Origin of the sequence: Sorangium sp. So ce124 (assembly GCF_051525235.1) — a bacterium.
GTDB classification, from domain to species: domain Bacteria; phylum Myxococcota_A; class Polyangia; order Polyangiales; family Polyangiaceae; genus Sorangium; species Sorangium atrum.
In genome coordinates this window covers 7,950,206-7,975,520 of the sequence record NZ_CP150312.1, presented here as the reverse complement: position 1 = coordinate 7,975,520, position 25,315 = coordinate 7,950,206, and the positions used below count along the sequence as shown (strand labels likewise).

The 25,315-nt window shown below is 70.3% G+C and carries 11 protein-coding genes; 3 read left to right on the top strand and 8 right to left on the bottom strand.

What is annotated here, in order from left to right; genetic code table 11:
• Window positions 1-277 precede the first annotated feature (277 nt).
• Entirely contained in the window at window positions 278-5,926 is a 5,649-nt protein-coding gene (locus WMF19_RS29750; RefSeq protein WP_437893453.1) for a DNA repair ATPase, read from the bottom strand.
• A gap of 522 nt (window positions 5,927-6,448) precedes the next feature.
• On the opposite strand from WMF19_RS29750, the gene WMF19_RS29745 reads away from it, so the two are divergent.
• Window positions 6,449-9,367 carry a DUF4215 domain-containing protein gene (locus WMF19_RS29745; RefSeq protein WP_437893452.1) on the top strand — a complete coding sequence of 973 codons (2,919 nt, stop codon included), beginning with the start codon at window positions 6,449-6,451 and terminating at the stop codon, window positions 9,365-9,367.
• 406 nt (window positions 9,368-9,773) lie between these two features.
• A complete protein-coding gene (locus WMF19_RS29740; RefSeq protein WP_437893451.1) occupies window positions 9,774-11,162 on the top strand; it encodes a hypothetical protein in 1,389 nt (462 codons plus the stop codon).
• Window positions 11,163-11,265: 103 nt separating this feature from the next.
• On the opposite strand, the gene WMF19_RS29735 is transcribed toward WMF19_RS29740, so the two are convergent.
• Complete coding sequence (locus tag WMF19_RS29735; protein ID WP_437893450.1) at window positions 11,266-13,479, bottom strand: hypothetical protein; 2,214 nt, start codon at window positions 13,477-13,479, stop codon at window positions 11,266-11,268.
• Window positions 13,480-13,687: 208 nt separating this feature from the next.
• Window positions 13,688-14,578 carry a glycine zipper family protein gene (locus WMF19_RS29730; RefSeq protein ID WP_437893449.1) on the bottom strand — a complete coding sequence of 297 codons (891 nt, stop codon included), beginning with the start codon at window positions 14,576-14,578 and terminating at the stop codon, window positions 13,688-13,690.
• Between the two features lie 832 nt (window positions 14,579-15,410).
• On the opposite strand from WMF19_RS29730, the gene WMF19_RS29725 reads away from it, so the two are divergent.
• Window positions 15,411-16,697 carry a lipase family protein gene (locus tag WMF19_RS29725; protein WP_437893448.1) on the top strand — a complete coding sequence of 429 codons (1,287 nt, stop codon included), beginning with the start codon at window positions 15,411-15,413 and terminating at the stop codon, window positions 16,695-16,697.
• 117 nt (window positions 16,698-16,814) lie between these two features.
• Here the strand turns inward: WMF19_RS29725 and WMF19_RS29720 are convergent, their stop codons facing one another.
• From WMF19_RS29720 to WMF19_RS29700, 5 genes are all read right to left on the bottom strand, one after another.
• On the bottom strand, window positions 16,815-18,017 hold the full coding sequence (locus tag WMF19_RS29720; RefSeq protein WP_437893447.1) for a radical SAM protein: 1,203 nt from the start codon (window positions 18,015-18,017) through the stop codon (window positions 16,815-16,817).
• 146 nt (window positions 18,018-18,163) lie between these two features.
• The gene (locus WMF19_RS29715; RefSeq protein ID WP_437893445.1) at window positions 18,164-18,415 is read right to left on the bottom strand and encodes a hypothetical protein; all 252 of its coding nucleotides are present in this window, start codon (window positions 18,413-18,415) and stop codon (window positions 18,164-18,166) included.
• Window positions 18,416-19,249: 834 nt separating this feature from the next.
• Window positions 19,250-20,215, bottom strand: coding sequence for a hypothetical protein (locus WMF19_RS29710; protein WP_437893444.1), 966 nt, complete (start codon window positions 20,213-20,215; stop codon window positions 19,250-19,252).
• Complete coding sequence (locus WMF19_RS29705; RefSeq protein ID WP_437893443.1) at window positions 20,212-21,366, bottom strand: radical SAM protein; 1,155 nt, start codon at window positions 21,364-21,366, stop codon at window positions 20,212-20,214. Before WMF19_RS29705 ends, WMF19_RS29710 begins: the two co-directional genes overlap by 4 nt.
• A gap of 302 nt (window positions 21,367-21,668) precedes the next feature.
• Window positions 21,669-25,280, bottom strand: a complete 3,612-nt coding sequence (locus WMF19_RS29700; RefSeq protein WP_437893442.1) for a kelch repeat-containing protein — start codon at window positions 25,278-25,280, stop codon at window positions 21,669-21,671.
• Window positions 25,281-25,315: the final 35 nt, after the last annotated feature.

Below are 25,315 nucleotides of genomic sequence, written 5' to 3'. Positions count from 1 at the left end.
GCCCGGCGCCGGAGCGCGGGCTTCGGATCCAGGCCATCACCGACGAACCGCGACCGGACGGTGATATCACGCACGAGGGAGGCCTCTCCACTCCTCATGGATGGGCGCCCGCCGCGCGCGGCCGCTCGTTCGGGGGACGAGCATCGGCTCAGCTCGGGTGCTGTGTTCGGGCCGCATACCTCCGCGCCGGCGCACGGCGCCCTGCTCCGCCCTGCGCGCGCGAGCGCGGCGTCGGCGTCACAAGGCGAGCGCGCGAGCGCCGTCTGTGCGAGCGCGCTCACATGCCGAGCAGCATCGGCTCCCGCTGCCGCACGAACCCCTCCACGAGCTCCCGCTGCTCGCCCGAGAGCCGCACGAAGCGCGCCCCGAACCCAGGCGGACCCTCTTCCTCTGCCTCGCGCGTCCATTCGACCACCCCCACCGCGTCGATCTCGCCGCCCTCCGCGAACGGGATCTTGAGCGCCACCGTCGTCCCCCGCGCCGGCGGCGGCCGGAAGGTCGGCACGAAGATGCCGCCGTGGTCGACGACGTCGGCCGCGGGCGCCGTCCGGTAGAAGTTCGCCGGCGACGCCGCCCCGACCCGCGCCTCGAAGCGCGGCGGCGGCTGGCTCTGCGGGCGCGCCGCCGCGCGGACCTTCTCGTCGAGCGACCGGAGCGCCTGCGCGAGCTCCGAGACCTGCGCCTCGATCGCCCGGATGCCGAACGCGCTCTGCGTCGTCGCCTTCGCGAGCGGCGCCACGAGCCGCTCCACAAGCGACAGGTGGTGCCCCACGAACTCCGACACCGAGCGATCCGTCTCGACCTTCACGTCGACCCGCGGCTGCGCCACCCCCTTGAGCGCCGCGGAGAGCCGCTCCATCTCGGGCGCGAGCCACTGCTTCATCTCCCGCGCCCGCGCGTCCCCCGCCTGCGCCACCGCGGCCGCCTTCCCGATCGCCCCGCGGATGCCCTCCAGCTGCTCGCCCAGCATCGACAGCGTGCCGGTCACGCGCACGACCGGGTCGTCCTCCTTGCCGCCCATGCGCTTGATCCGCACGAAGCTCTTCTTGATCTCGTCCCACCGCGCCGCCTGCTCCGGCGTCATCCGGCCGCGCAGCTCGGCGAGCTTGAGGAGGTTCTGCTCGGCGCCCGTCGTCAGCGTCTGCGACTCGCTCACGTAGTGATCGTCGATGAGCCGGTCGACCTCCTCGTGCGTGTGCGCCGCCACGACCTTCTCGGCCAGCTTGTTCATGTTCCGGTAGCTGCCCTGCAGCTTGAACGGCGGCTCCGTCCGGAAGGCGTCGTCCTGCGACGCGCTCCGGATGTACTCGAGGTTCACGGACAGGAGCACCTTCTGCACCCGGAAGAGCCGCTCGAACACGGCGACCATCTCCGAGACCTCCGCCGCGGAGTAGGCGTGCTCGAGCTCCGTCGCGGCGATGGCCTCGCCCTGCGCCATCCGGATGAGCTTGTGCGTGTCGCCCGGCGCCCGCCCGGAGAGCGGCGCGAGCGTCGGGTTCGACGTGAGCGCGTTCTCCAGGTAGCTCAGCGCGAACAGCGCCTCCTTGCCGTCGAGGATGTCGCCGAGGTTGTACGTGTCGGCCCGGTTCGACAGCATGTCCGGGATCTGGAACCGCGCGCCCGACTCCGTGTACGGGTTGCCCGCCATCACCACGCAGAACTTCTTGCCGCGCAGGTCGTACGTCCGCGTCCGGCCCCGCCACACGCCCTCGATCCGGCGCTGCCCGTCGCAGAGCGATATGAACTTCTGGAGCAGCTCCGTGTTCGTGTGCTGGATGTCGTCCAGGTACAGCATCACGTTGTTGCCCATCTCGAACGCCAGGTTGATCTTCTCGACCTCCTGGCGCGCCGTCGCGTTCGGGGCCTCGGCCGGGTCGAGCGACGTCACCTCGTGGCCGAGCGACGGCCCGTTCACCTTCATGAACACGAGGCCGAGCTTGCTCGCGACGTACTCCATCAGCGTCGTCTTGCCGTAGCCCGGCGGCGAGATGAGCAGCAGCATGCCCATCAGGTCGGTGCGCTTCACGTCGCCCGCGGCGCCCAGCTGCTTCGCCAGGTTCGCGCCGACGAGGGGCAGGTACACCTCGTCGATGAGCCGGTTGCGCACGAACGACGTGAGCACCCGCGGCGCGAACTCCTCGAGGCGCAGCCGCTTCCGCTCCCGCTCCGCGATCTCGCTCCGCACCTTCCTGTAGGCGCGGTAGCGCGGCGCCCTCTCGTGCAGGAAGTCCTCGATCCTGCTCAGGAATTCGTCGAGCCGGAGCGCGATCGCTCGCTCCTTGATGCGCGGGTGCTGCCCGAGCAGCCCCTCGACGCGGGCCTCGGTGACGGCCGCGCTCGGCTCCCGCTCGATGTGCCGCTCCGTCACGACGACGACCGCCGCCTCGAGCGCGAGGTGGGCAAGCGCGGCCGGGGGTTTGGGGGCAGAGCCCGGCTTGCCGGGCGAGCCCCCATCGTTGGCGACCGCAGCGAATCCGCGCAGCCACGCGAGCGCGAGCTCCAGCCGCTCGGCCGGGTGCTTCTCGAGCTGCCGCAGGTCCTCCTCGAACGCCGCGCGGCCGCCCGCGAGGTCGAGGCGCGCGAGCAGCGCGTCCCGCAGCGAGAGCGCCGCGTCGCTCGTCACGAACCGGGGGCGCTCCGCCGCGAGCTCCTCCACGAGGTACCGCGCCGCCACGCGCACGTCCGCCGCGCTCGCCTCGATCCGGTGCGCCGCCGCCGCCGCGGCCACGCCCTGCGCGAGCTCGGCCGCGAGCGCCGCCCGCGCCTCGCTCTCGCCGAGCTGCGCAGCGAGCCGGCCGAGGCTCCGCGCCCGCCGGTGCGCGAGATCCCGGGCGCGCGCGTCGAGCCCCGCCCAGGTCAGGCAGGCGAGGGCCCGCGGCGCGCTGCCGAAGCGCAGGAGCCCCGCCGTGGACCGCAGCGCGAGCAGCTTCTCCAGGATCAGCGCCGCGTCCGCGTCGTGCACGCCGCGCTCGTAGCCCTCGTCGTGCCGGCCCTCCGCGTACGCGCGCACCGCGCCGAGCAGGCCGCCCGGGCCGAGCGACGCCTCGCGCAGCCGCTCGATCGACAGTCCGCCTCGCCCGGCCTCCGCGTCCGCGAGCATCGAGCCGGCGAGGAACTCGCCCCGGTAGACCTCGGGGGTCTCGCTCGCGAGCTCCTGTCCCCAGAGATCGCGCGCGCCCTCGAGCGCCGGGTCCTCGATCGGCTCGAAGAAGTCGGTCCCGGTGAGGTGCAGCGCGAGCCCGTCGCCGCGCGGGACCAGCGTGAGCTCCAGGGCCTGCGTGCTCACGTTGAAGCGGTGGCGGCCCAGCTTGATGACGTCGCCGCCGCCCTCGAACAGGTCCTCGCGGTCGCGCAGCGCCCGGAGCGCGTCCTGCCGCGCCGACTTGAGCCGCGCCTCGACCTCGTCCCCCTTCACGCTGTCGCCGAGCGCGTGGAGATCGGCCGCGAGATCGCGGAGCTTCGCGACCATGGCGTCGGACGCGAAGTACGTGTTGAGCTCGTCCACGCCCGCGAAGGTGCGCGCCCGCCGCGCCACCCCCTGGACGATCCGGTCCGCCGCGGCGACGAGGTTCGAGACGCGCCGCTGCCGCTCGTCGAGCAGCGCCTGTCTGCGCGCCGCGATCGCGTCGTTCACCTCCTCGCGCTTGGCCGCGAGCTCGCCGAGGAACTCGTCGAACTCGCCGAACTTCCCCTCGAGCTCCTCGAGCTGGACGAGCAGCTTCGACAGCTCGGCGTCGCAGCGCTCGGGCGTGTCGCACACCGCGATCGCGCTCGAGACGCTCTGGCCGAACACCTTGAACTGCGCGCCGAACTCGGCGCGCCCCTCCGCGCCCCGCAGGTCCCTGCCGCGGGCGCTCAGCGTCGCGCGCGCGCGGTTCAGCTGCGCGTAGACCTCGCTGATCCCCTCCAGGATCCGGGTCCGCGCCGTGGGGTCGTCGACCTTCAGGCTCGCCACGATCTCGGCGAGCACCGAGAGCCCCTCGTTCACGGCGTCGAGATCCGCGGCGAACGGCGCGAGCTCGGGCGACTTCGCGACCGCCTCGATCTTCGCGATGAGGCCCGCGAGCCGGTCGGCCAGCGGGCGGAACGCCTGCTCGCCGAGGAGGAACGTCACGCACGCCTGGCTCACCTCGTCGGCGCGCGCGACGATCTCGGCCTCGAGCGCGTCGACGCGGCCGAGGTCCATGTACTTGAGCTCGCGGAGCGTGATGAGGTGCCCCCGCTGCCGCCGCAGCGCGGTCAGGGCCTTCAGGAACGCGTCGACGCTCGCCGCGTCCTCGGGCCGCACCCCGGAGAGCAGCTGCCGCTGCGCCGACTCGGTCTCGGCGAGCGCGGCCGCGGCGCGCGCCTTGATGCCCTCGACCTTCTCGAACTCGTCGACGATGCTCTCGGAGACGCCCCGGAGCTCGCCCACGACCGACAGGAGATCGCCCGCCTCGGCGTGGCCGAGCCAGTAGTAGGCGTCGGTCATCCGCTCGGCGGTCTTGATGAGATCCTCGTACGTCTGCCGGGTCGGCGACCCGTCCAGCGCCGCGCGCCGCATGCTGAGCGCGTCGGAGATCCCCCGCACGAGGTCGGCGTTGCCCACCTTCGCGAGGTACGAGCCGTCGGTCGGCGCCGACGCCGCGAACTCCGCGGTCATGAACGGCGTCTGCCAGATCTGCATCGGGTGGACGCGGGTCGCCTCGTCGCCCGACGCCCGGAAGATCACCATCTTGCCGTCGTCGAAGAGGCTGTACCCGTGGCACTGGATCGGCGTCGCGATCTCCTTGCGGATCAGGTTGTACGGAAAGAGCACGTAGCGCCCCTCGACGACCTGGTGGAACACGTAGAGCACGTCTTCCCCGTTCGGCGAGCGGATGACCCGCTCGAAGACGAGGCTCTCGGTGCTGCCCTCGAAGCGCTTCGTCTCGCCGGTGATGAGGTAGTAGCCGTTCGGGAAGACGATCCCCTGGTCCTCGGGGAGGCTCAGGCAGGCGAGGCCGATCGCGTCGATGCGCGTCACCTTCCGGGTGCGGCCGTTGTAGACGAGGTAGCGGTACGAAGGCTCGCGGAACGGCTTGATCTTGAGCAGGATGAGCGGCCCGAGCCGGGCGTACTGGATGTCGGCGTCGTCGAGCGCCTGGCCCGCGTCGTCGACCGGCTCGCGGTAGATGCCGAGCCCCGTTGTCGTGTTGTTCTCGATCTTGACCGTGAGATCGCCGCCGACCGTCTCGACGAAGATCTCGCCGAGGACGGCGACGTGCGGGTGCTTGCCCTGCACGTGGTCGTCGCGCGTGGCCTGGGTCCAGGCGAAGTCGTGGGCGCGCGGCCGGACGTTGTCCTCGTCGCCGCGCGCGTCGAGGTACCGGACGCGCCCGGTCGCGTCGATGCTCCAGCGGAACACCTTGGTGTCGCGCTCGGTCGCGCCGACCTGGAAGATGGCGAGCAGCCGCGTGTCGCTGCGCCGCAGCTGGAGCAGCCGGGGCTCCTTGACGTAGCGGTGGAGGTCCTTGAACTCCTTGATGAAGTTGGGGTCGCCGAGGAGCGCGTCGCCCTCCTCGAGCGGCGCGGGGGACAGGTCGAAGGCGCCGCCGTCCTTCGCGAAGCGGTGGAGGCTGAAGACGTCGCCGACGTTGACCTCCTTCAGCCCCATGAACACGAGGTAGCCGACGAGCAGCTTGCCCCGGATGCTCACGATGTCGCGCGGCACGCAGTTGTTCTCGGTCCTGACGCGGGCGTTCTCGAGGAGCGCGAGGTCCGTGCCGCCGAACACCTCTTTTCGCCGCGCGTTGAGCGCCTCGGCGCGGCGGGCGAGCTCCTCGGCGCGCTCGACGAGCCTCCGCCGGATGACCTCGTAATTGCCTCCATCCAGCGGCTCCGCCGCCTGCGGCGGGGACGCCCCCGCCGCCCGGGCCGCGCCGTCCAAGGCCCCTGTCGACACCATGCATGCTCCGTGTGGTCAGCCGAAAGGCCCGCCCCCGCGTCGAATCCGCGCGGGCCTCGGCCTGCCCGCGGCCAGGTTACAGCCGTTCGCCGCGTCCGGGGGGCGAGATGGCGACCGCGCGGCGGTGCCGCCGCGAGGCGGCGTTCTCGGCGTTGGCGGCGGGATGCCTTCCGAGGATGTCAAGCCCGAGCGACGCCGCCGCCGTTTCCGCGCCGCCGTCGTTTCCGTGCCGCCGTCGTCTCCGCGCCGCCGTCGTCTCCGCGCCGCCGCGCCGTCCGCGGATTCCGTCGCGCCTCGGCGGGCGGCGCGTCGGGAACCCGCCATGCCGTGAAATCCGCTTGCTCCACGGGGGTGGTTGCGTTGCGATGAGCGGGAACGAGGGCAACCCACATGTCGATGTAAGCGCGCGGCTGTGCGACGCGCGCTCACGCCGCCTCCAGCGCACCTCGTCGGTCGAGGCGCCTCGCGGCGTGGCTTGGACAGCGTGGCGACCTTCTGCAGCAAGTTGGGATGGTGGCGTCGATGGGCTTGGGAAAGAGACTTACTTCCGTGCTCCTCGTCGTGCTCGCCGGTCCGCTCGTCGCCTGCGGCGGCGACGACGGGGGCGGCGGCGAGGGCGGCGCGGGCGGCGGCGTGGGCGGTGCGGGCGGCGGCGGGGCCGCGGGCACCGGCGGCGAGGATACGAGCGGGGGATTCGGCGGGTTCATGACGGTCGGATCGGGCGGGAGCGGCGGCGGGGGCGATCCCTGCGAGTCGCCGGATCCTCCGCCGGAGTGCGACGCGGTGGAGCCGGCGTGCGGCGACGGCGAGATCAACCAGGCGAGCGAGGCGTGCGACGACGGGAACAGCCTTCCCGGGGACTGCTGCTCTGGCGCCTGCAAGGTGGAGCCGTACTGCGTTTGCGAGCCCGGGGAGCTCTGTCACACGACGATCGCCTGCGGCAACGGGGCGGTGGAGCCCGGCGAGAGCTGCGAGGACGGGAACGCCGCCTCGGGCGACGGCTGCGACGATCGCTGCCAGAGGGAGCCGGGCGACTGGGTCTGCCGGACCCCGGGGGAGCCGTGTTACCGGCTCCACTCGTGCGGCGACGGGCGCGTCTCGGGCGGGGAGAGCTGCGACGACGGGAACGCGGTGTCCGGAGACGGGTGCTCCGAGGTCTGCGCGCTGGAGGACCCCGGCAGCGTCACGTGCCCTGTCCCCGGGCAGCCCTGCAAGCCGGTCGAGCGCTGCGGTGACGGCCGCCTGCGGCCGACCGAGCGGTGCGACGACGGGAACACGGAGCCGGGCGACGGCTGCTCGCCGAGCTGCCTTGTGGAGGCCGGCTGGAAATGCCCGGACGGCGTGCACTGCACGTTCACGGTCGTGTGCGGCGACGGCCAGATCGGCGTGGGCGAGGCGTGCGACGACCGCAACACGGTCTCGGGCGACGGCTGCTCGTCGACCTGCGCGCTCGAGGCCGGGTTCGACTGCGCGCGCGCGGGGAGCCGCTGCACGGCGGTCTGCGGCGACGGGCGCGTCGTCGCGGGCGAGGACTGCGACGACGGCGACACGAGGAACGGCGACGGGTGCGACGCCAGCTGCAAGTGGGAGCCTGGCCTCGTGTGCCAGCCCGCGCCCGGCGGCTACACCTGCCGCGCTACCGTCTGCAACGACGGGAAGAGGGAGGGCTCGGAGCCGTGTGATGACGGCAATGCCAACCTCGGCGACGGCTGCACGCCGTTCTGCCAGGTCGAGCCGGATTGCGGCGACAGCGGGTGCACGTCGGCCTGCGGCGACGGCCTGCGCCTCGGCGACGAAGAGTGCGACGACGGCAACACGAGGAGCGGCGACGGCTGCTCGTCCGGGTGCACGGTCGAGCCGGGGTACAGCTGCAGGAACGACTCGGTCCTGGGCGACGAGCTCCGCGTGCCGATCGTGTACCGCGACTTCAAGGCAGGTCAGCCGAATTTCGAGCCCGGGACCAACCCCCCGGACGGCATCGTCACGGGCATCGTGCAGAGCGCGCTCGGCGCCGACGGCAAGCCCCAGTTCGCCGCGGCGCGACCGAATGCCTTCCTCACGAACGCCACGGACTTCAGCCGCTGGTACAACGACTCGTCCCTCTCGAAGACGGTCGTGGACTGGCTCCCGCTCGCGCGCGTCGGGACGTCGGACGTGTTCCTCTTCGAGGATCACCTGTTCTTCCCGCTCGACGGCAAGGGCTGGCAGGACCCGTCGGTGCCGGCGGCGCAGCGGGAGGCGAGCCGCGAGGCCCGCGACCCGTTCAACGACTGGGCCGTGGCGGGCAATCACAACTTCTACTTCACGAGCGAGGTCCGCTATTGGTTCGAGTACCGCGGCGGGGAGCGGCTCGATTTCTACGGGGACGACGACGTCTGGGTGTTCATCAACAACCGGCTCCGCATCGACCTGGGCGGCATCCACACCCCGATGGGGACCGGCGAGGTCGCCGGCGACGAGGACGATCGCGGGACGGTGCTCATGGATGATCTCGGCCTCACGGTGGGGCGCGTCTACGAGGTCGTCGTGTTCCAGGCGGAGCGCCACACCACGGCGTCGAGCTACAAGCTGACGCTCGGCGGCTTCAACGCGGCCTCGTCCGTCTGCGAGCCCGTGTGCGGCGACGGCATCGTCACGCCCGACGAGCAGTGCGACGACGAGGACGAGAACGGCCCGGGGTACGGGAAGTGCTCCACGAGCTGCACGCTGGGGCTCTACTGCGGCGACGGGGTGACGACCTCGCCGTACGAGATCTGCGACGACGGCACCAACCTCGGCGGCTATGGCTCCGAGGCTTGCGCGCCGGGCTGCGTGGCGGCCCCCCGCTGCGGGGACGAGGAGATCGACAGCCAGTTCGGCGAGGAGTGCGACGACGGCGTGAACGACGGCCGCTACGGCGGGTGCACGGCGGAGTGCCTGATCGGGCCGCGGTGCGGCGACGCGGTCGTCCAGGAGCCCAACGAGACGTGCGACGACGGGGTGAACGACGGCCGTTACGGCGGGTGCACGTCGGAGTGCGGCGACGCGGCGAAGTGCGGCGACGGGGTCACCCAGGACGCGTGGGGCGAGGAGTGCGACGACGGGGTGAACGACGGCAGCATGGGTTGCCTCGGCTGCCGGATCGGCGCCGTCTGCGGCGACGGGAGCGTGCAGCGTGAGCTCGGCGAGGAGTGCGACGACGGAGCGAACGACGGCGGCTACGGCGAGTGCGCGCCGGGCTGCGTGTACGGCCCGCGCTGCGGCGACAGCGTGACCCAGGCGCCGCCCGAGCAGTGCGACGACGGGGAGAACGACGGCGGCTACGGCGAGTGCGCGCCGGGCTGCGTGTTCGGCCCGCACTGCGGCGACGGCGTGCGGCAGGCGGCGTTCGAGGAGTGCGACGACGGCAACACCGCGAGCGGCGACGGCTGCAGCGCCACGTGCCACAACGAGGTCCACTGATCCTGGGCGAGCCCTGACGGCGACGGGAGCGCGGCGGCTCGCCTGAGCCGCCGTGCTCGCGTGGAGGACCGCCTGGGCCGCCGTGCTCGCGTGGGGGACCGCCTGAGCCGCCGCGCTGCCCTCCCGACAGCTCAGAACACGTCGCCCGAGGCGCCCGCCGAGCCGGCGTCGCCCAGGGCGGCGCCGACCGTGCCAGCCGCGCGCGACGACGTTGCCCGTGAGCGACACCGACGTGCCGACCCTCCGCCTCCGGACACCTGTGCTGGAGAGGGAGCCGTGTTACTGTATCTGTGTGCTCATGCTGTCAACGTCTGGCGAGCCGTGTTGCGGCGGGACATTCGTGCTCTCGGCGCCGCGTCGGCGCGACGGGGGCTATTGAACACGCGGGCTATCGAAAAGGGGTACCATGCGAAATTCGACATCTGGAGTGCTCACATTGCTTGCGCTCCTTCCGGGGTTCCTTCTCGGGTGCTCCGGCGAGGATGCGCCCGGCTCCACGGCGGCATCTCCGACGTTCCATCGAGACGTCGAGCCGCTGCTGCAGAAGCACTGCATGAGCTGCCATTCTCCCGGCAACATCGCCCCGTTCAGCCTGACGGAGTACGACTCCGCGCACAGCGTGGCCAGCCTGCTCGCGCGCTCGGCGCGAGAGCGCACGATGCCGCCGTGGGGCGCGATGGAGACGGACGAGTGCCAGCCTCCTCACGGCTGGAAGGACGATCTCCGGTTGACCGAGGAGGAGATAGCGCTCCTCGAGGCGTGGGCCGCCTCGGGCGCTCCCGAGGGGGATCCGGCGGACGCGCCGCCCCCGTTCGTGGCCGAGGCGCCGGGGCTGCCCGGCGTCGAGCTGGAGGTCGCGCCGAAGGAGCCGTTCGTCGCGAGCGGCGACGCCGATCAGTTCCGGTGTTTCGTGATGGATCCTGGGCTCACGGAGGCGCGGTACATCAACGGCGTGCACCTCATGCCGGGCAACAGCAAGGTGGTGCACCACGCGCTGGTGTTCCTCGACAGGGACGGCGCATCGGATGCGCTCGTGGATGAGCACGGCGGATACGACTGCTTTGGCGGCCCCGGGTTCTCCGGCGAGCTCGTCGCCGCGTGGGCGCCGGGGGGAGTCCCCATCGAGCTCGAGCCGAACATCGGCGCTGAGCTCCCGGCGGGCGCGCGGCTGGTGATGCAGGTCCACTATCACCCGGCCGGGACGACCGCCGAGCCCGACGCGACGCGCCTCCAGCTGCGCTTCACCCAGGGCGTGCCGGAGTGGCTCATGGGCATCGCGCTGATCGGTAACTTCGAGTCTCCCTTCGCGCAGGGGCGCGGCCTCCTCCCCGGGCCGGACGACGCGGATGGCGTCGAGTTCCGGATCCCCGCCGGCGCGAAGGACCATGTCGAGACGATGCAGTTCAAGCTGCCCGCGGCGGTGTCTGCCAAGGAGGTGTACCTCTACGGCGCGGGCACGCACATGCACTATGTCGGCACGGACATGAAGGTCACCCTCGCGCGCGAGGAGGGCGCCGCCGGCGCGCCTGAGGAGCAGTGCCTGGTGCAGACGCCGAGGTGGGACTTCTCGTGGCAGCGCGGGTTCTACTACGACGCTCCCATCGAGCGGCTCCCGCGCCTCCGCGGCGGCGACCTGCTGACGATGCGCTGCACTTACGACAACTCGAACAGCAATCCATTCCTCGCGAAGGCGCTCAAGGAGCAGCACCTCCCCGCCCCGGTGGACGTGCACCTCGGCGAGAGCACCCTCGACGAGATGTGCCTCGCCGCCGTGATCCACGTCACGAGGAATTAGTAGCGATCCGTGTCTTGATGGGTGTGGGAAATCGGTAGCGGTCGACGACTACCGATCATCTTTTTCTCACCCCCCTACCGTCTCCCGGGCGGGAGAGCGCCGCTCAAGCGCGCGGGGGGCGGGGCTTCACGAGCTCGTCGATGCCGAGCTCACGCGCCTTCTGGGCCAGCGCCTCGATCTTCTTCTTCCCGTCGGCGTCGGCGCTCGGCAGGAGCGACGTCAGCATCCCCGACAGCGTGCCGTCCGAGGGCCTTCCCCCGTGCGCGGCGAGCTGCTTCAGGTCCTCCGTGACGCTCGCGTTGCCGTTCAGGTAGTCGCTGGCCAGGGCGCGCACCGTGGCGCTCTGGTCGACCAGCCCGTCGACCGACTGGCCCAGGGTGACCGCCTTGACGAAGCGATCGAAGAACGCCCCGTCGCCGCCGACGATGTTGATCTTCGCGTGCTCGAACGCCCCGTGCAGGATCTCGGCCTGCGCCTTGGCGATCTCGGCCCGGATGCGCAGCGACTCGAGCTCCACCGCCCGCTCCTTCTCGAGCCGGAGGCGGAACTCCTCGTGCTCGCGCCCGACGCCGTCGAGCGCCTTCATCGCCGCCGCCTTCTCCGCCGTGCCCGCCGCCTCGGCCAGGAGCCGCTGCTTGATCGCGGTCGCCTCGGCGAGGCCCGTCTTCTCCAGGGCGAGCGCCTCGGCCTCGCGCGTCCGCGCGGCCGCGAGCCCCTTCTGCTCGATGCCCGCCGCCTCGGCGAGGAGCCGCTCCTTGGCGACGAGCGCCTCGGCGCGCCCCTGCTTCTCGATCGCCATCGCCTCGGCCTCCTTGACCATCACCCGCGCGAGGCCCTGCTTCTCCTCGCCGGCGGCGGCGGCGTTCATCTTCTCGAGCGTCACGCGCGCCTCGGCGAACCCCTGCTTCTCGATCGCCTGCGCGTCGGCCTCCTTCACCCGGATGCGCGCCAGCCCCTCGGCCGCGGACTCCGCCTGCAGGCCCTCGGCCAGGCGGATCTTCGCGCGCGCGGCCTTGTCGCTCGCCTCGAGCTCGGCGTCGGCCGTGATGAGCCTCTCGCGCGCCCGGAACTTCGCCGCCTCCTCGCTCGCCTCGGCGCCCTTGAGCTGCTTGACGAGCTGCTCCTGCGCCTCGGCCTCCGCGTTGATGCGCGTCACGTCCTTGAGGCGCGTCGCCTCGGCCACCGCGCGCACGTCCTTGATGCGCTCCTCCTCCTCGGCCACCGTCTTGTCGACCGCGATCCTCGCCCGGACCACGTCGGCGATGTCCTTCTTCTGGAGCTCGATCTCCTTCTCGCGCGCGATCTGCTGGAGCATCACGTCGCGCTCGCGGCTCACGATCTCGAGCTGACGCGCCTTCTCGACGCGCTCGGTCTCGACCGCGACCTCTCGCTCCTTGTTCTTCTGGGCGACCGAGACGCCGCGCTCCTTCGCCTCCCGGGCGACGAAGGCCTCCTCGTCGTTCTTCTCCTGGAGGAGCACCGTCTTCTTGCGCTCCTCGCTCGTGATGCGGGCGGCCTCGTTCTGCTCGCGCGCCTGCGCCACCGAGATCTCCTTGTTCTTCTTCGCCTCGGCCTCGGCCCGGCGCTGATCGAAGCGGAAGATGGCCTCGTCGGAGTTCAGGTTCTGGCTGCCGATCTCCATCCGCTCCTTCTGGCGGAGCTCGTTCGTCAGCACGTTCTGCGCGACCGTGAGCTCGGTGATCTTCCGGATGCCCTCGGCATCCATGATGTTGTCCTTGTCGAGCAGGTCGATGGGCGTCTGCTCCAGGTAGTCGATCGCCGCGTCGGCCAGCACGAACCCGCTCAGGTCCTTGCCGATGACGTCGATGATGTCGTCCTTGAACTTCTGCCGCTCCTTGTAGAGGTCCTCGAAGTTCAGGCGCTTGCCGACCGTCTTGAGCGCCTCGGAGAACTTCGCGGCGAAGAGCTGCTCGAGCGTCTCCGGGTTCGACGCGCGGACGCAGCCGATGGTCCGCCCGACCGTGCGCACGTCGTCCTGCGTCTTGTTCACCTGCACGAAGAAGGTGACCTTGATGTCCGCGCGGATGTTGTCCTTGCAGATGAGGCCTTCCTTGCCGCGCCGGTCGATCTCGATCGTCTTGACCGAGATATCCATGTACTCGGCGCGGTGGATGATAGGCAGCACCAGCGTCCCCGTGAAGGTGACGATGGGGTCCTGGCCTCTCGTGTTGATGATCAGCGCCTTGCCCTGATCCACCTGGCGGTAGAACTTGGCGTACATCACCAGCATCCCGAGGGCGACGAAGGCGAGGACGCCGACGAGGACGATGATTAAGGGGACGGTCACAGTGGGCACGCGGAGCTCCTTCGCGTTTCGGTGGAGGGGAGGGCGCCAGCCCCCGCGTTCACGTCGGTGAGGGTCGGACGTCCAGGCCCGCTCAGAGCCGGGTCGGGGGCCGACTGACGCCCCCTCGGGGACGAGCGTACACGAAACCGTCTGCCCGACAGCGGCGTTCAGCCACGGCGCCCACGCCGGCGTTCAGCCGCGGCGCCCACGCCGGCGTTCAGCCGCGGCGCTGCCGCTCGTCCGCTGCGCGCGCCGCGGGCGCTTCTTCCTCCTCGACGCCGGCCGGGCGAGCTTCCATGCGGGACGCACCCCGCTCGGCCAGGGGAGGGGGAGGGCCCAGCAGGGCGTCGAGCGGCTCGACGCCGAAGACCTCTCGGTCCGGGTCCCAGCTCACGAGCAGCGCGCGGTCGCCCCGGCGGAGCGCGCCGGGCGTGTCGCACCGGACGTCGAGGATATGGCTCGCCCCGCCCTCGTCGATCGTGGCCTGGCCGAAGCGCTCGTCGACGCGCCCGGTGGAGATGACGCACACGCGGCCCACGAGATCCTTCTTCGACTGGGCGTGCCGGGTCACGAACAGCGGGCCGAGCGGCCGCACCGCGAGCGATGTCAAGAGCACGGCCGCGACGAGCGAGCCCGCGAGCACCGCGAGGCCGAGCGTCCAGCCGGGCAGCCCCCAGCCGAGCCAGAGCGGCCCGAGGAGCACCGTCGACAGGGCGCTCGTGAACCAGCCGAAGGTCGCGATCAGCGAGAGCGTCACGGTCGCCGGCACCCGGTGCAGCTCCAGGGCCGCGAGCAGCGAGCCGACGCCGTGCGCGCCGTCGGCCCCGTCGGCACCGTCGGCCAGACCCTCCGCGGCGCCCTTGGCGGCGCCTTCGAGCGCGCCCTTGGCGGCGCCTTCGAGCGCGCCCTTGGCGGCGCCCTCGAGCGCGCCCTTGGCGGCGCCTTCGAGCCCGCCCAGGTCGGGCGCGGCGTCGCCATGGGCGCCGCCGAGCAGGTCGAGGTCGAGCGCGCCGAGGAGGACGAACAGCCAGTAGATGAGCGCGAGCGCGAGCAAGACCGTGAAGATCACGGCAGGGAACGCGAGCGATGCGGCGAGCACCTCGGCCATAGGCAGACGCGGGCAGGGCGCAGGATGCGGCGCCTGCGACCAGCGTCTCGGATTGGATCACAAGGAGGGGAGGGATGGGGCCAAATTCGGTCGTCCAGGGTGTTGCCGAAAAGGCTTGACAGTCTGGACTGGCGCCTGCTGCCAGCCGCTCCGATCAGTGGTGATCGGCGCGCAGGAGGAGACGCGGGAACGAGATGAGGAGATAACGAGCGTGTCGATCTCCTTCCGTCCTGTCCCCTCGCCCGGCGCGCGCCACGCGGCCGACGGGGGCGTGGCGGGCAGCTCATGGGCGATGAGGCAAGGCGCTCGATCGCAGATCGGGTGGAGCGCAGCGTGGGTGCGCTGAGCGCCGCGCGGACGCCAGGAGAGGCGGCAAAGCCAACCCGCCAGGTAGCCGCTTCGTCCAAGGGGCACTTTGTGACCCGAGGCGCGCGTGGCGCTCCACCCTTCGTATCCTCGAATCGACCTGGTCTTTCGTTCCTCCATATCTTGCGAGCGCGCGTGACCTTCTGGTGCGGGTGCGCACGTCTTCTCGTCGGGAGACCTGGGAGGTTCTCCGCAAGCCGCCGCCGCGCTCAGATGGTTGCAGAGGGGGGAGGCGGTGGTAGTTTGATGTGTGGGGTTCACCGGCGCTGGTAGGCGCGGGGCGCGTCGTCGGCGCGAAGGCGGCTGTGCGCGTCGAACCAGCGCACGATGAGCGCTAGTGATGGGAGGTGCGGATCGCGCGAACGGGCCTCCGAGCGCCTGCACGCGCGTCCCCGGGCGGGGCGCGTGCTCGTTGCAGCTTCCATAGCGAATGCCGGCCGAGCAGAGATGAGGGATGAGGTGAGCGATGAAAAACGAGCATTTGTGGCCTGGCGATGGCGTGCCGAACCTACGCGTTGAGGACCGTGTCACTAACACTCTGCAGCGCGCAATCGCTCATTTTCCGGAGGAGTGGGCGGCGGCTGCTGCGGCGAGCACGAGAGCCGTTGACCTCGTCGACTCTCTCGCGAACGTAAGACCAGGCGCATACGACCACACTGCCGCATCTGTCCTCGCCACCGCGTCGATGTGGGCATACTCGAGCAACGAGGAAATTGTCAGGATGATGGACCGAGCCAGATTACCGTGCATTGGTGTCACACTCGCCCTTGAGAACCAGAGCCTCCTCCTGGATGCACTCGTACACTTCATCCAGAGCAGGGATGGACGGGTGGCAATTATCAGTTTCCGCGGATCACAGATCCTGCCATACCTCAATATCAATTGGTTGGCAAACATCAACATCGCCCCGGAGCCGTTCCACGCCGCAGGACGCGTGCATGGGGGCTTTCATACCGGCATCATGCCGGTGTGGCCGCGCGTGAAAGATTTCCTTATTGCCGCCAAGAACGGCGAATCCATCTGTCACACAATGCAGCGCGTTGCGGTGAGCAGGCGCTGCCCTCCGGAGTCCTGGAACGTGGATAATTCTGCATCTTGCGGCGAAGCGTCGAACGTGTTGGAACATGGCGCCCGACGTCTCAGCAAGGCGAAGCTGCTGTCCGTGGTGCAGGCGCTCGAGGAGGCACTCCGGTACAAGCTGGAGGCGCTCTATCTCACCGGCCACAGCCTGGGCGGCTCGCTGGCCGTCCTCGCGGCGGCGCTGATCCACACGGAAGAGGAGCTCCGCGAGCTGCGACCGCTACTGCGCGGGATCTACACATTCGGCCAGCCGATGGTCGGCGACCCGACCTTCGCAAGGCATTTCCAGGGAGAGTTCGGGAACAAGCTCTTCCGGCACATCTACGGAAAGGACGTGATGCCGCACTTGCCGCCGCGCACGGCAGGGACCTTCGAGCACTTCGGTCAGGAGTACAGGTCTACGCCCCAGGGCTGGACCAGCAATGGGAGGCCGGTGGGCCAGGCGCGCATTGGGGGATGTGCACTACTCAGCGGCCTTGGGGGCTATCTCGCCGAGCAGTTCTCCGTTCGCGGCCTGCTCCCCGATCTCCCGGCCGTGGACTGGGTCAAGGAGAGGCTCGTGCCCCCCCTCCTGCGCAGGCAATTCCTGTTTCGCTACTCGTTGGCCGATCACATGCCAATCAACTACCTGCGCACTTCACGCGCCCCCATCCCCGGCAGCGAGTTCTTGTGAGTGCGTGTTTTCGTCAGGGCTCTCTCGCCCGTGAGCGTGGTCGAGCGGGCCCTGGCCTGCCTTGCGCGTCAGGTCCGTGGGCGGCCGGGTTTCACCGGCGGGCGTGGGTCTGTTCCTTCAGGGGCAGACCGCGTCTTGGCGGACCGTTGCGATCAGCTCGGGGGGCAGTGACTCGATGGCGCGCTGACGGATATGGCGGATGAGCTTCTGCAGGTCCTCACAGTACACGGAAGGGTTGTCGAACCGACGCTCCCGGCTGAAGCGATGCGGCATGTAGCCGCCTCCGCACACATCCCGCAGATCGCAGGCGTGGCACGTCGCGCAGAGCGCCGTGACGCCGTCCTGCATCGCGCGAACGATCGGCGAGCGACGCGCATCATCGAACTCATTGTGCAGCACGTTGATACCCAGCTTCGTGAGCCCGTGCTCGCAGCACTTGAACGCGTCGGTCGGCTCGATGCCGCCATCGGTCTCGACGACGATCACGCCCGCAGGTCTTCCACCGATGTTGTCAGTGCTCATCGGATGCCCGAACAAGAGGCGCAGGATGTTCTCGAAATACCGCACGTGTCGATCAGAACGATTCTGCTCGAACCAGAGATCGAAGAGCTCGATCATCCAGTCCCCGTACGACATTGCTCCCATGGGCGGACGATTTTCATGGTTGGCATGCGGGAGGTTGATCTCCATACCCGGAACGTCGAGGAACTTCCACAGATCGAACATCTCCCGAGGTGGGATGTCCGTGTTGATCACAGCGAGTACATTCGCGAAGACTCCAGGCCCCCTCGGGTGCGCCTGGAGGCGCCGGATGGCCGCTACGACGTCGTCGAACGACCCGCCGCCCTGGTGGTCCACTCGGTGGCGGTCATGAAAGGGCTTCGGGCCGTCGATGCTGAGGCCCACGTTGATGGACAGATCCGCGAAGAGATCGATCCACTCGTCATCGATCAGCACACCGTTGGTCTGGACGCTGAAGCGCGAGGAGACGCCGCCTTCCTCCAGCGCGCCCCTGACGTGCTCCACCCACGCGCGGAAGCGGCGTTTGCCGAGCAAGAGCGGCTCTCCGCCGTGCAGGATGACGTGGACGGTCGGGATACCGTGCCGTGCCACGTGCGATACGATGCGCTTCGACAACGCCGCCGTGACGTCCTCGCGCATCACCGCGGGCTGGGACACGTAGGTCCGATCCGCCAGGTTATACATGTAGCAATAGCTGCAGTTGAGGTTGCAGCGGCTCACCACCTTCACCACATAGGTCGATATGGGCACGGCATGAGCTTGGTCGGTTGCAAGGGGCAATCTCACGGTGGATGCCATTTCAGCCGTTCTCCACGATGAGGGTGGCTGCGAGGAAGCGGACTCAAGACAACGACGCCTGCGTCCTGGGCCGCGCCTGTTGCCGTCCCGGACGCGCGCCGTTCTCAGCCTCAGAGGCGGCATGTTTCCTCGTTATGCCACTGTCGCTAGCCCTCTGGCAGCACGCCGGGCGTCGGCGCGGAGGCGAACTGAGTAAACTCGCTGAGGGTGAGCGAGTCGTGGCGCCCCCGACCCTGGCGCAGAGCGGCGACCGACAGGATGGCCGACTTTACCGCCTCTTTCTGGATCTTCCGGATGTGCTCCGGGTCAGGGTTCAGCGTAGCAAGGTTGATCTCGTGGGATTCATCGCCACACGGCGCCGCCGCAGCGTGAAAGGGTTCGTCTATATCCTTGTTCATCGTCAACTCCAGATCTGGTACACCCATCGGCTCGGGAGCACCTCATGGTAAACTTATGCCACTTGCAACCACTCGCAATGGGGTGGCCGTCGAGAGCAGGTCTGGATTCCGAGGTGCGTCGGGTCCCCCTGGCGACGCTGGCGAGAGGCTCCGGCAAGCCCAGCTCCGCGCGCGTGTGCATGGTTCTTCGTGCCACCCGCCGAGCGAGGCCGGGTTCGTCGTCGCGGGCGCCGACTTTTACCCGGACGACGCGGTGCTGGTATCCGACTACCTCTGGCGACCCGCCGCGCCGAGCGCTACGTACATCTGCTCCACTTTCCCGTGGGCCGGTTCCCCGTCGTGGTCGACCCCTTGCGCCGGGAGGCGCCGCTCAAGCTCTACATTCATGTCGATTGCGGCGGGGGTATTATGGGGATGTGTCGACGAACGGGTAGGGATACATCGCCACGCGGCGTAAGCCGAGCGGCGAGCTGGCTGGCTGAGCCAATCACGCGGTCGCAACGGGCGGCGTCGACCGACGCATCCAAATCCTGATCCCCTCGCCAGCGTGACGGCCACGGACACCGGGTCCCCCCGCGCCGCGTCAGATCCCGTGCCAGGCCGTCGAGGCCTGGGCGAGAGATCGGCGTCGTCAAGGTGAGGGGAGCGGTCATGTCGCACTGCGCACCTATGCGGCCCGAGCGCCATCAGTCACGTCGCTCGCTCCGAAGCGAGTCGACGATGAGGGCGAAGCGCCGCTCGTCGCAAGTGACAGAAGCTTCCTTACACGATCCGCCTTCCTCCTGGAAGAGTGGCGCGGTATCAACAACTCATCCATGCCTCGAACGCCGTGGCTCAGCGGGCTTCTTTGCCTTCGAAGCTCGAGAGCACGCTGAGGTCCTCGGGCCCGCCGAAGACCGGCGCTGGCACGCCGAGGATGCCGAGCTCGAGCAATTCCCCGAACGACCTCGCCGCGATCGCGAAGTAGCCCATGCACTGGAAAGCTCTCAGATCGGGCCTCGCGCCCGTCAGCGCGTCGAGCCTGCGCGCGCGCTCGACCAGGATCGCGCCGACCTCCCGCGGACGCGAGGCATGTTCGGTGAGCGCCGCGTACGCGATGCGGATCCGCGGCTCGTCCTTCTGCAGCTTCGCGAAGGCGTCCCGCGCCTCCTTCTGAAAACGCGCGGGCACGACGCAGAGCCCCGCGTGATCCGGGATCAGCCAGCCCTTCGACAGCGAGGTGAGGAGAATCGCGCTCTCGTCGTCGAGCAGCGCCCGCGCCTGCTCCGTCGGCGGCATCGCATAGGCCGAATCGAGGATCAGCATTCGCCGCTCGTCCGCGCGCGTCCAGCGCCGGAGCTGGGCCGCTTCGAGCGGCGACAGGTGCGAGCCCCACGGCTTCAGGGGCTCGCAAATCAACACCGCGTCGAGCCCGTCGAGGACAGGTAACCCGAGGCGTGCATCCCACGGGACGAGGGTCGCTCCCGCCTCGGTCGCGAGCTGCTGGTAGACGGGGTAGACGTCGGCGGGGACACCGACGCGCGCGTCCCGCTTCGCGAGGAGCTCGAACAACGCGCGAAGCGAACGACGGATACCGTGGCTGACCTGCGTGCGGGGCTTGAATGTCTGCGGGAGCTCGAGGTGCGCGAGGAATCGCTCCGCGAGGTGACAGCGATACGACGCCTCGGGGTGGGTCGAGGGCGCGATGGCCGGGAAGAAACGCGCGAGGCTCCGGTAAACATTGAGCTCCGAGAGATCGACGAGCGAAGGACGGGAGGCCCTGAGCTCGGCGCGGTGCGCGAGAAACGCTTCGTGCTTCATAACGTGGAGCTCGGATCTTCCAGGGAGGCGAGGCAGGACCCGTCGGCCATCACGTTCCACGAGCGGACGAGACCATGCGTCCGTTCCCAGCCGACCGATGGCTCCGTGTAGGCAGCCACGCGGAGCATGCGGCCTCCCACGGTTCCTTCGAAGACCGGGCTCCCCCAGGGGAGCTCCGCGCATCTCTCGAAGCCGAGGCCCGCGAGCGCGTGGAGCACGAGCGAGAGAGGCACCTGGTTTGCCTCGCAATACAGGTTGGCCGCGCTCGGCGCCCACGGGTTCTCCGAGAGGCTCGAGATGTAGAGCTCCTTGAAGCACACCTCCTGAAACCCCTCTTCGGCGCTGCGTTCGAGGTATGCGCGCACCTTCGCGGCGTCATCGACGCCGCCGGGCTGGAGCACGCAAATGGCCCGCGTGCGGAGGCCCGGCGCGCCGCCCAGCGCGCCGGAGTCGACCTCGAGCCCCATGATGCGCGCATCGTCTTTGCGCGTCACCCCGTGCCGGCTCACCGCGAGGGTGGTGAGCCCGGCGTCCCGGAGCCTCTCGACCTGCGCGAGATCGACGCGCGCGCCGTTCGTGATGAGGAGGACCTTCGGGAGCAGCTCGGAGAGGCCACGAACGAGCGCGCGGAGCCGCTCGGGCTCGATCAACGTCGGCTCGCCACCGCCGGTGATGACGGCGCGCTCGGCGCCGCGTCCCTTCGCGCGCTTCGCCCAGTCGAGGTAGCGCTCCAGCGTGGCGCTCCGCTGGCGCGGGAGATCGGAGGCGCTCGCCTTCGAGAAGCAGAACGCGCAACGCGCCTGGCAGGCATTCGCGACGGGCAGCACCGAGACGCTCCGCGGCCGGCATTTCGCCCAGTCGATGAGGCCGGCGTCATCGAGGCGAAAGGCCTCCGCGGTGATCTCCTCGTGCCGGGTGGGCACGAGGGCGCCATGCGCATCGACCCACGCCACGCCGCTCAAGGGGATCTCGCTCGACGGCCAGCGCCAGCCGATGCCCGTGCCCGTCACGTCGTTCGGGCGCATCGCGTCGCGCCCGATGGGGAGCCGCGCTCGCAGCCCCACGACGCGATCCTTCGGCCGCCCGAGCCTCATCACGAGCCTCCGCGCCTTCGCGAGACCGGGCGCAAAGGGCTCGTCCTCCTTCAGCATGTAAAAAGCGTCCGGGAGGTCGATTCGCGGATCAACGCCTTCGAGTAACGCATTCCGTAGCGATCGAAGCCCCGCAGCCAGTTCGACAGCGGAACGAAGGCAACGAAGGGGACCATGACGACATGGTCGATGAGTCATCGAGTCGAGTCAACCGGACTCGAGGGAGCCGACGCGAGGCTTACGACCCTGCGGGCGCGCGCCCGGCGTCGGTCATCGCCGTGCGCCCGGCTCTTGCGAGGACGAAATGATCCGCGGGCGTGGTGACGAGCCAGGGGGCGATTTGTACACGTGCTCTCGAGAACTCAGGCGGTGCGGCGGGGCCTTACGAGGCGCCGACGCAGCCGCGTGGCGGCGAGCGCCGCGAGGGCGAGCAACCAGGACGGTGCCTCCCGAGGACCATTGGCCATGCTGCAGCCGCCGCCCCCGCCTGCGTTCGGGAGATCGCCGCCGCCGCTGCTCTGCGTGCCCGTCGCGCCGGCGCTGGTGGTCGTGGGGTCATCGCTGCCAGCGCCGGTCGTGTTGGATGTGGCGCCTCCTTGATGGCTGGTGTCACCGCCTTGGCCGCCTGTGGCCGTGCCGCCTGCGCTGCCTTCGCCGCCGGCGCCCGTGTCGCCCCCGCCGCTGGTTCCGCCGCCTTGGTTGCCACCGATGCCACTGCTGGCATCGCCGCCGCCGGCGCCTGGATTGCCACCCACGCCACTGCTGGCATCACCGCCGTCCGGATTGCCACCGACACCGCCGCTGGCGCCGCCGCCCGGATTGCCACCGATACCGCTGCTGGCGTCGCCGCCGTCCGGATTACCACCGACACCACCGCTGGCGCCGCCGCCGTCCGGATTACCACCGACACCGCCGCCGCCGTCCGGATTACCACCGACACCGCCGCTGGCGCCGCCGCCGGTGCCACTGCTGGTACCGACGCCGCCTGGATTGCCACCGACGCCAGCGCTGGCGTCGCCGCCGGCGCCGCCGGCGCCGCCGCCGCCGCTGCTGTCGTCGCCGCCGCCGTGGCCGCCCGCGGCCGTGCCGTCTGCGCCGCCGCTGCCGCTCACAGCCCCGCCGCCTTCGCCCGTGGTGCTGCCGCCGGCGCCGTCGCTGCCGCCCCCCGCGCCAGCGCTCTCGCCCCCGCCTTCGCCCGGCACGCAGGCGCCGCTCTGGCACGTCCCGGGCGACGCCGGCTGCGCTGTGACATAGAGCCACGCACTGTCGAGACGTTGATACGTCGTGCCGCCGCCGGCGATCAGGATGCGGCCGTCGTGGAGCCGCTCCATCACGGCGCTCTGAGCCCTCACGTCCAGCGCCGGCGCGAGCGTCCAGGTGTCGCTCGCCGGGTCGTAGAGCTCGGCGGCAAAGGCACCGTCGTTGGCTCGGGATACGGACGGGAGGCCCATCACCAGGACCCTGCCGTCGGCGAGGAGCGCCGCGCTGGGGTTCTCCCGTAGCTCGACCATCTCTCCCGTCGAGGTCCACGTGTCGCTCGCCGGATCGTAGATCTCGGCCGTCTTCATGTCGCCTCCGCTGCTTCCTCCTCGTCCCCCGACGACGAGCACCCGGCCGTCCAGAAGCAGCGTTGCCGCGTGCGAGCTGCGACTCCAGCGCATCGAGGCGACGCGTGTCCACGTGTTGGTCGCCGCGCTGTAGATCTCCGCGCTCATCTTCTGGGAGCTCCTGTCACCGCCGGTGACGAGGACCCTGCCGTCCTGCAGCAACGTCGCCCTGGCGCGGCTCCGCGGAACGTTCATGGGCGCTGCCAGGGTCCACGTGTCAGTGGCGGAATCGTAGATCTCGACCTTTTCTCCGCCGCTGAAGACGTCGCCGTCGCCGCTGGCGACGAGCACCCGGCCGTCCGTAAGCGGCGTGACCGTCGCGTCGGTCATCTGGCGCGACACGATGGTGGGCGCGGCCGGCGTCCACCGTCGTGTCGCAGGGTCGAATCGCACCGTCTGCGCGGGGCGCCGAAGCACGCTATCGGCGATCCCCAGCGCCGTCCCGTCCGGAAGCGACACGAGTTTCGACGGGCGCCTCGCCGCGTTCAACTTCTCGGGGGGCTGCCACGAGCCCGTGCTCGGGTCGTAGCGGAGCCAGACATCGCCCGCCCGCGGCGGATTCCCTGTCTCGCCGAAGCCGATCATGAGGAGCGTCCCATCCTGGAGCAGCGTGGCCGCAGGCAGGTTGAGGAGGACGCCCATCCGCCCCGTCACCTCCCAACCCTCTGCGGAACCGGCGAAGTCGCAGGGCGTACCGTCCGGCTTCGCGGACGCGGGCGCCGCGCACCCCGCCGCGGGGTCGCACACCGGCGCTTCATGACAGCCGTCGACCGGCAGGCACACCGCGAGGCTCGACCCCACGCAGGCCCCGCCCTCGCAAGCGCTCGTCGCGGAGCACACGTCGCCGTCGCTGCACGGCGTCCCGTCCGGCGCGGGCGCGCCGCCGACGCATGCGCCCGCCTCGCAGAGACCCCCGGCGACGCACGCGTCCGCGTCGTCGCAGGCGACGCCTGTGAGAGGGGTGCAGACGCCGTCCTGCGACGCGCCCGAGGCGGCCGCGCAGGCGTCGCAGGGGCCGGCGCAGGCCGCGTCGCAGCAGACCGAGTCCGCGCAGAAGCCGCTCCCGCAGTCGCTGTCGGTGTCGCAGGCCTCGCCGAGCGCCGAGCGCTCGCGGAAGAGCACGGCAGACGCGGTGGCGGTCGCGGCGTCGACGTAGCCGCCGGCGATCAGCACGCTGCCGTCGTTGAGCCGCGTCGAGGAATGGTAGGCGCGCGCCATGGTCACGGGCGGCGCCAGGTCGAGGCTCGACCAGGAGCCGGTCGCCTCATCGAAGAGCGCCTGGGTCGCATAGAAGGGGACCAGGTTCGCTGTCGAACCAACGGCTCTGCATGGCTCCACGCCTCCGGTCAACAGCACCTTTCCGCTCGGGAGCAGCGAGGTGCGCATCCCCTGGATACTCGAGGTATCCCACCCGCACGGGCTCGATGCCGGCGCATACGGCCCGGGGGTCGGCTCCCAGCGGTCGTCCTGCGGCAGGTAGAGCTGCGAGAAGGCGTGAATCTCCGGGTCCAGGCTGGCGGGGAAGGTGCCTCCGACGACCAGGACCCCGCCTCCCGGCAGCGTCGTCGCGCCGGGATACCCATACTCGGTCGTCGGCTTCACGGCGCCCTGCTCCCAGGTCCAGAGCCGGGTCTCCAGGTCATAGACGCTGCAGCCGCTTCCGGCCACCATCACGCGGCCGTCGTTGAGCAGGGTCGCGCTCACAGGCTGGGGCCTGTAAGGCAGCCTCAACCACCGGTCCACGGCGTTGCAGTGCGGTAGGTCCGTCCAGCCGCGCGACGCCGGGTCGTAGATGGCTGCGTTCTGGTAATAGTGCAGCACGAACTGGCCATCGAACTCGTCGTAGACGTCTTGCCAGGCCAGCCCGACGAGCACCGGCCTGCCGCCGGCGAGCATCATCGAGGGCGCGGGGTGGGCTATCGACAACGACCCCGCGGGCGTCCAGGTGTCGGTCGACGGGTCGTAGATCTCGGCCGAAGACAGGGACGTTCCCTGCGCCTGTGCGTTCCTCGCCCTTCCGCCGGCCACGAGGACATGGCCGTCTGGCAGCAGGACGGCCGCGTGTCCGCTGCGGGCCTGGAGGAGCGGCGCCGCGGGCGACCATGTCCCGGTCGCCGGGTCATAGATCTCGACGGCCTGGAGGCTCATCGCTCCGCTCGTCGTGTACGGCGGTTCGTCCACCTCCGGGTATCCACCCGCGACGAGCACCCTGCCGTCCTGGAGCACCGTGGCCGTGTGCTCGCCCCGCGGGGTGATCATGGGCGGCACGCTCTCCCAGGACGGCGCGCTGGCTGCCGACGCGACGCCCGCGCACAGCATGACGAACCCGCAGGCAGCGGCGCTCCCGAGCCTTCCGATCGATCTCATGTCCCGATGGCCTCCGCCGCCTTCTGTTGCTCGCT

Bases quoted from the DNA above. Each gene is read 5' to 3' on its own strand.
- WMF19_RS29725 (WP_437893448.1), top strand. From the start codon at position 15,411: ATGAAAAACGAGCATTTGTGGCCTGGCGATGGCGTGCCGAACCTACGC.
- WMF19_RS29715 (WP_437893445.1), bottom strand. From the start codon at position 18,415: ATGAACAAGGATATAGACGAACCCTTTCACGCTGCGGCGGCGCCGTGT.
- WMF19_RS29740 (WP_437893451.1), top strand. From the start codon at position 9,774: ATGCGAAATTCGACATCTGGAGTGCTCACATTGCTTGCGCTCCTTCCG.
- WMF19_RS29730 (WP_437893449.1), bottom strand. From the start codon at position 14,578: ATGGCCGAGGTGCTCGCCGCATCGCTCGCGTTCCCTGCCGTGATCTTC.
- WMF19_RS29705 (WP_437893443.1), bottom strand. From the start codon at position 21,366: ATGCTGAAGGAGGACGAGCCCTTTGCGCCCGGTCTCGCGAAGGCGCGG.
- WMF19_RS29710 (WP_437893444.1), bottom strand. From the start codon at position 20,215: ATGAAGCACGAAGCGTTTCTCGCGCACCGCGCCGAGCTCAGGGCCTCC.
- WMF19_RS29720 (WP_437893447.1), bottom strand. From the start codon at position 18,017: ATGGCATCCACCGTGAGATTGCCCCTTGCAACCGACCAAGCTCATGCC.
- WMF19_RS29745 (WP_437893452.1), top strand. From the start codon at position 6,449: ATGGGCTTGGGAAAGAGACTTACTTCCGTGCTCCTCGTCGTGCTCGCC.
- WMF19_RS29750 (WP_437893453.1), bottom strand. From the start codon at position 5,926: ATGGTGTCGACAGGGGCCTTGGACGGCGCGGCCCGGGCGGCGGGGGCG.
- WMF19_RS29700 (WP_437893442.1), bottom strand. From the start codon at position 25,280: ATGAGATCGATCGGAAGGCTCGGGAGCGCCGCTGCCTGCGGGTTCGTC.